Annotated in this window: 4 protein-coding genes; 2 read left to right on the top strand and 2 right to left on the bottom strand. The window is 47.6% G+C overall.

From position 1 onward, the window contains the following. Positions 1–405 precede the first annotated feature (405 nt). Positions 406–1,944 (bottom strand): hypothetical protein, encoded by a 1,539-nt coding sequence (locus ACUHMQ_RS20065; protein WP_445297225.1) that lies wholly within the window; start codon positions 1,942–1,944, stop codon positions 406–408. 1,196 nt (positions 1,945–3,140) lie between these two features. Then, positions 3,141–3,416, bottom strand: coding sequence for a hypothetical protein (locus ACUHMQ_RS20060; protein WP_445297224.1), 276 nt, complete (start codon positions 3,414–3,416; stop codon positions 3,141–3,143). Between the two features lie 55 nt (positions 3,417–3,471). On the opposite strand from ACUHMQ_RS20060, the gene ACUHMQ_RS20055 reads away from it, so the two are divergent. Both ACUHMQ_RS20055 and ACUHMQ_RS20050 read left to right on the top strand, forming a co-directional pair. Next, the gene (locus ACUHMQ_RS20055; protein ID WP_445297223.1) at positions 3,472–3,867 is read left to right on the top strand and encodes a DUF1801 domain-containing protein; all 396 of its coding nucleotides are present in this window, start codon (positions 3,472–3,474) and stop codon (positions 3,865–3,867) included. Between the two features lie 211 nt (positions 3,868–4,078). Continuing rightward, positions 4,079–4,513, top strand: a complete 435-nt coding sequence (locus ACUHMQ_RS20050) for an SRPBCC domain-containing protein (RefSeq protein WP_445297222.1) — start codon at positions 4,079–4,081, stop codon at positions 4,511–4,513. Positions 4,514–4,858 lie beyond the last annotated feature (345 nt).

Below are 4,858 nucleotides of genomic sequence, written 5' to 3'. Positions count from 1 at the left end.
GGGGCTATGCCGCCAAGGATTGGAAGACGGCCATGAACCAATTCGCTATTCTTTACGCGGATCGGTTTATTCGATCATCCGTGTGAATCTCAAACCCGCCTTGAACACGGAAATCCTGACACCCCCACTGAGGGAGAAAGGCTGGCTGCCATCCGGAGGGACTTAAACAAATAGATGTTGGTCACATCATGCGTAACCATATTACGAACTATCGGTAATGCAGATACAGCTTCTACATCGAGCACAGTTCCCAGCACCATCCATAGAAAATGGTCGAGCAGCCCGAGAATGAGAGTATCTCGAACCACTCGACCAGGTTATGCGCGACATACAAGACGAATGACCTAGTCTTGCATGCCTGGATTACTCAACGAACGTTGTCGCATAACCTCTAACTCAGCAAAGTTACTGACTAGACAACTTGAACAATTGCTCCACGACTGCCGTCAAAGGCTGGCTGCGGTTACGTGAAGCATCGACAGCCAAGCTAGTCCAGTGCGCAGGCAATGGATCACGTGTATTCCACCTGTCGGTAGGGTTGGGAGACGTAATAGCACGCTCAGTTCGAGGCGGTGTCCACAGAAAGTCTGGGTGAAGGTTGGTATACCATTCACCGCCAGTGATGTTGCCCCTGGCATCCAGCTCCAGGTCATACATATACGATACCTTCATGATGGCATCGTTATTCGGACCATCCGTTTCAGCATGCGAAGGCTCAGTTTCCCTGATGTAGCTCAGCTCCATCCTCACGCCAACAATGTTCACCGCTGTATTGCTGCGATGAGTCGTAAACTTGTCGCTGGAGTAGTTGGCGCGAGCAATCATGGCTTCTCTAGCTGTCCTGTAAGCCCTGCCAGTCTGCGGGTTGAAGTAAGTGTAGCTATAACCCAGTACCGGCTGATTCCACACTTCGTAATCGTAAGTGGCATCGATCACGAAGCTGCGTTTTGAAACACCAATCTGGTTCACCACCGCCTGGTGCCAGGTACCCGGATTGGTATCAAAGCAGTTTCTATCAGTAACCCGACCGTTCTGGTCCTTCGCTGGATCCTTGATATCACATCGGCCACCAATGAAACGATCACTAGGTCTATCAGTCCTTGCCCATAGCTTGGTACCTAACGCCTTCAAATCGGATGGATAGAACTTGATGGCTTGGCCAGTTGGCGAAGTGACGGTAACTGCGTGCTTTGGCCGTGGCAGCATATAAGCAGCGGCAGCCCAACCCTGGCATATACCCATCCAACCTTCAACATTACCGGAACTGTCTACATATTCTTCTCCTGATTGCCAACCCGCCCGGGTCAAGCTGAAGCTACCGTCGTTGACCAGCAGGTCATATTTTTCAGCAGGGGACAACAAGTCGGTTTTCAAGCTGCTGAGGTAACTGGATACCGGGCTCAATGTATTGGCATAGTTCCAGTAATCTTTCCAGGTCTTTGGATTATTGCTACCCACTTTGGGGTCGCCATAACGGTAGCTAATCGAGCCGTTGTAGAACGGCCAGTAGGTATCCGACCATGGCTGCTTATTTAGCTTGGCACTGGTCAGGTGACGCCTATCCATCTGGTTTACGTTTCTAATCAGCCAATCCCCGGCATCCACCAAGCGAGCCGGATCATCGTTTTCCCTTGCAATGGCATCTCTTAGAACACCCGGTTTTTGCCCGCCATTCAGCAATTGGGACCGCACTGCATTTTTGCTTTCAACAAAACTACGCGATTGGATTGCTTGTTGAGAAAACTTAGGGACTGATTTAACTGCATAGGGTGCAATACCTGTCTTAACAGGTATTTCATCCATTGTCTTCTTCGGGTTAAGCTGAAAACGTTGCAAATAATCGCTGATGGCTTGCTGTTCGGACTGACTTACTTCAGCAAAGGTTGGTAGGGAAAGTGCAAATGCAATTGCACTAAGACAGAAATTAGCCTTGCTCTGGAACATAACTACCCCTTTCTTGTTTTGCAATCAAGTTGCAAGCATTTTCCATGGCATTAAGACCCACAGTGCCAGAAAATGGATAAGGTTTATTGCCATAGTGAATGCTTGTTTTTTATCAGGCTTTTAGCTTTCTTATTACAAGCAACCAGACGACTGGCCTTTCAGCTTTCTGGTTGGTGACCGGACATCAATTTCTATGATGAAATATCAACCCTTTCAGTCCCTTTAATTACACAGATTGCTACGGTAGGATCACACCCTACTTTTTCACCTCCCTCTTTGCGACGCACCCAGTTCTTAGATAATTTGTATTTAAAAACGTAAAGTTTGAAATTAAAGTAATTCCTCACAAGAAATCACTGCAAGCAAACTCTGTAGGCAAGCCTTAGCTTTCCTTCTTCTTAGAACGCAACTAACAGACCCAGGCTGGCAGTTATTCTTGCCTAACCGTGCAGAAACAAGTTCCTACCTATAGTTGCAAGTATCTGGTCCACTACAAACTGGGGCTGCCTTACACGACAGCTGTACAAAGGCATTTGGATATAAGAGAGCGCCAAGTCAAACAAGCATTGGTAATCAAACAGAATTTGGTGATGAGTACTCTTTGAATGCGCACTTCAACACATTCAATCATCAAGGCAATCCATTAAGGCAATCCATTAAGGCAATCCATTAAGGCAATCCATTAAGGCATCCGTAGTCATAGCTTCTGATTGTGCTAGGCTTTTTCTTATGTCATCGATAGAAAAAATATCCCCATTAAAAAGGCAGTGATTTTTCTAGGTTACTGAATCCAAGTTTCGACTTGTTTTAAATCTTTCCCGCAAATCTAACTTTGGCATGGAAAAAGTAGCACCATAAAATTGGTTCAGAATACAACTCCCCTTAAGCAGAATAGTTTTTCATAGGGTGTTTCTGAATTGGGCTGAAAGGATTCTATTCCCAACTTACAAGACCATGACAATAGCGTATTCCCTAACACATTGAGTACAATTAGTCTGTTCTAGCTGTGTTACCGACAATAATTCAAGCAAACCAAAGGCGCCAGAGAGCCCAATATTCTCTAAATGTAATTATTCCCATTTTTGAATAGCCATTTTCAACACGCATATCGTCATAAGAAGCCGTCAACTTACGAGGACCCGCTAATAAAACTGCACGTCGCTTAATACCGTCTGCAACATAACTGGTTATCGTCTTCAACCAGTAGAGGAATTCTCAGACAATCCTGTCAACGGCGCCGCCAACGCTCCCAATATGCTAGCCAAGGTACTGGTTCCGGCCAGACCGCCTACCAGTACGGCGATATTGACGCTACTACAGTCACCCGCCAAACCAAGTTTTATCTCGACAATAGCAAGTGCATCCCCGATCAGCCATCTGCAGCAATTCAGTCCCTTCCAGCCTGGAACGGACACCGAAAACAAGTCTAAAAATAAAGGTAAACCACCCGTCTCGAAGGTGTTCTTATCCACGATAAGTAGCCATGGCGGGCGAACGTGTTCAACTCCCCGAGGAGCGACGGATACCATGAAGAAGAATCAGACGGAGAGAACAGAATCCGCATCAGCACTGATAGACGCAAGAATCGATGAGCTGGGTGACTGGAGAGGTGAAACGCTCTCCCGGCTCCGCACTTTGATCAAGGAAGCCGAACCCGAAGTAGTCGAGGAATGGAAATGGAAAGTTCCAGTCTGGTCGCATAGCGGGCTGATCTGTACCGGCGAGACGTACAAGCATGTGGTGAAAATGACGTTCGCCAAGGGTGCCTCTCTGACGGACCCGTCGGGTCTCTTCAATTCCAGTCTCGAAGGCAACACTAGGCGCGCCATCGACATCCACAATGGTGACGATCTGGACGAGGAAGCCTTAAAAGCGCTCATTCGGTCCGCTGTTGCTTTGAACAAGTCCTCCGTCCGGGGTTAGACAGCGAGATCGGCCACCGGAGAAGCTATTCATGGTCTATGACGAACTGCTGGCAGCGAGGTGAAGCACAGCGCTTTTATCCATCACCAAGCGTGAACGCCCCTCACTCCTGCCGACTTTGAGTAAGCGCCACATCAGGCAATCACCCTGACTTAGCCCTAAAGCGAACTAAAATTCCAAGACGCGTAAAACTACCGTAACGAAGAAACCGATGACGACATTCAATACATCTCGTGAAATCCCGACATCTGTAGAACAAGTCTTTGCCGCGATCAGTAATCCGGAACGTTTGGCACGGTGGTGGGGGCCAGCCGGCTTCACCAATACCTTCAATGTTTGCGAGTTCAAAAAGAATGGGCGCTGGTCCTTTACCATGCACGGCCCAGATGGCAGAAACTATCCAAACGAAAGTGTGTTTGCAGAAATTGAATCGCCAAGAACAGTCGTTGTTCAACACATTTCAGAGCCAAAGTTTCGATTAACCATTGGCTTAGCTGCATCGGCAACGGGAACCCTTGTTTCTTGGTCACAGGCATTCGAGAGTCCAGAAGTTGCCAGCCGCGTTGAACACATCGTCATCCCAGCCAACGAACAAAACCTCGATCGCCTTTCGGTCGAAGTATTACGTAACTCGATTGCTAACTAGCCGTATAAGGTTGATCGGAAGTACTCGGACGGTATTCATTGCCCTCTTAATGCGTCAAAGATGCTTTGGGCAACTTTATCTATAGAAGATGAGGGAAGTACTCTTGGAGTTTGGGTTGATTGACACCAATCTTTTCGCTTCATCAGCATGCTGGATGTGATATGTCTACGAAACGCCGACGCGGAACATTGAGGTAGCCTGAATTCCATAGACACACCTTGAGGTAGCCTGAATTCCGTAGACACACCTGATTGGTAAACTTGAGCCAACAGGAGGCTGCGGTGAGTAAGAGAGAAACACAAAGCTATACGTCGGAATACCGAGCGGAAGCCATCAAGTTAGTGC

The sequence above is a fragment of the Chitinimonas violaceus genome (assembly GCF_052601015.1).
The sequence above is the reverse complement of the archived record's forward strand: the minus strand, read 5'-3'. Positions and strand labels throughout refer to the sequence as shown.

Bases quoted from the DNA above. Each gene is read 5' to 3' on its own strand.
- ACUHMQ_RS20050 (WP_445297222.1), top strand. From the start codon at position 4,079: ATGACGACATTCAATACATCTCGTGAAATCCCGACATCTGTAGAACAA.
- ACUHMQ_RS20055 (WP_445297223.1), top strand. From the start codon at position 3,472: ATGAAGAAGAATCAGACGGAGAGAACAGAATCCGCATCAGCACTGATA.
- ACUHMQ_RS20065 (WP_445297225.1), bottom strand. From the start codon at position 1,944: ATGTTCCAGAGCAAGGCTAATTTCTGTCTTAGTGCAATTGCATTTGCA.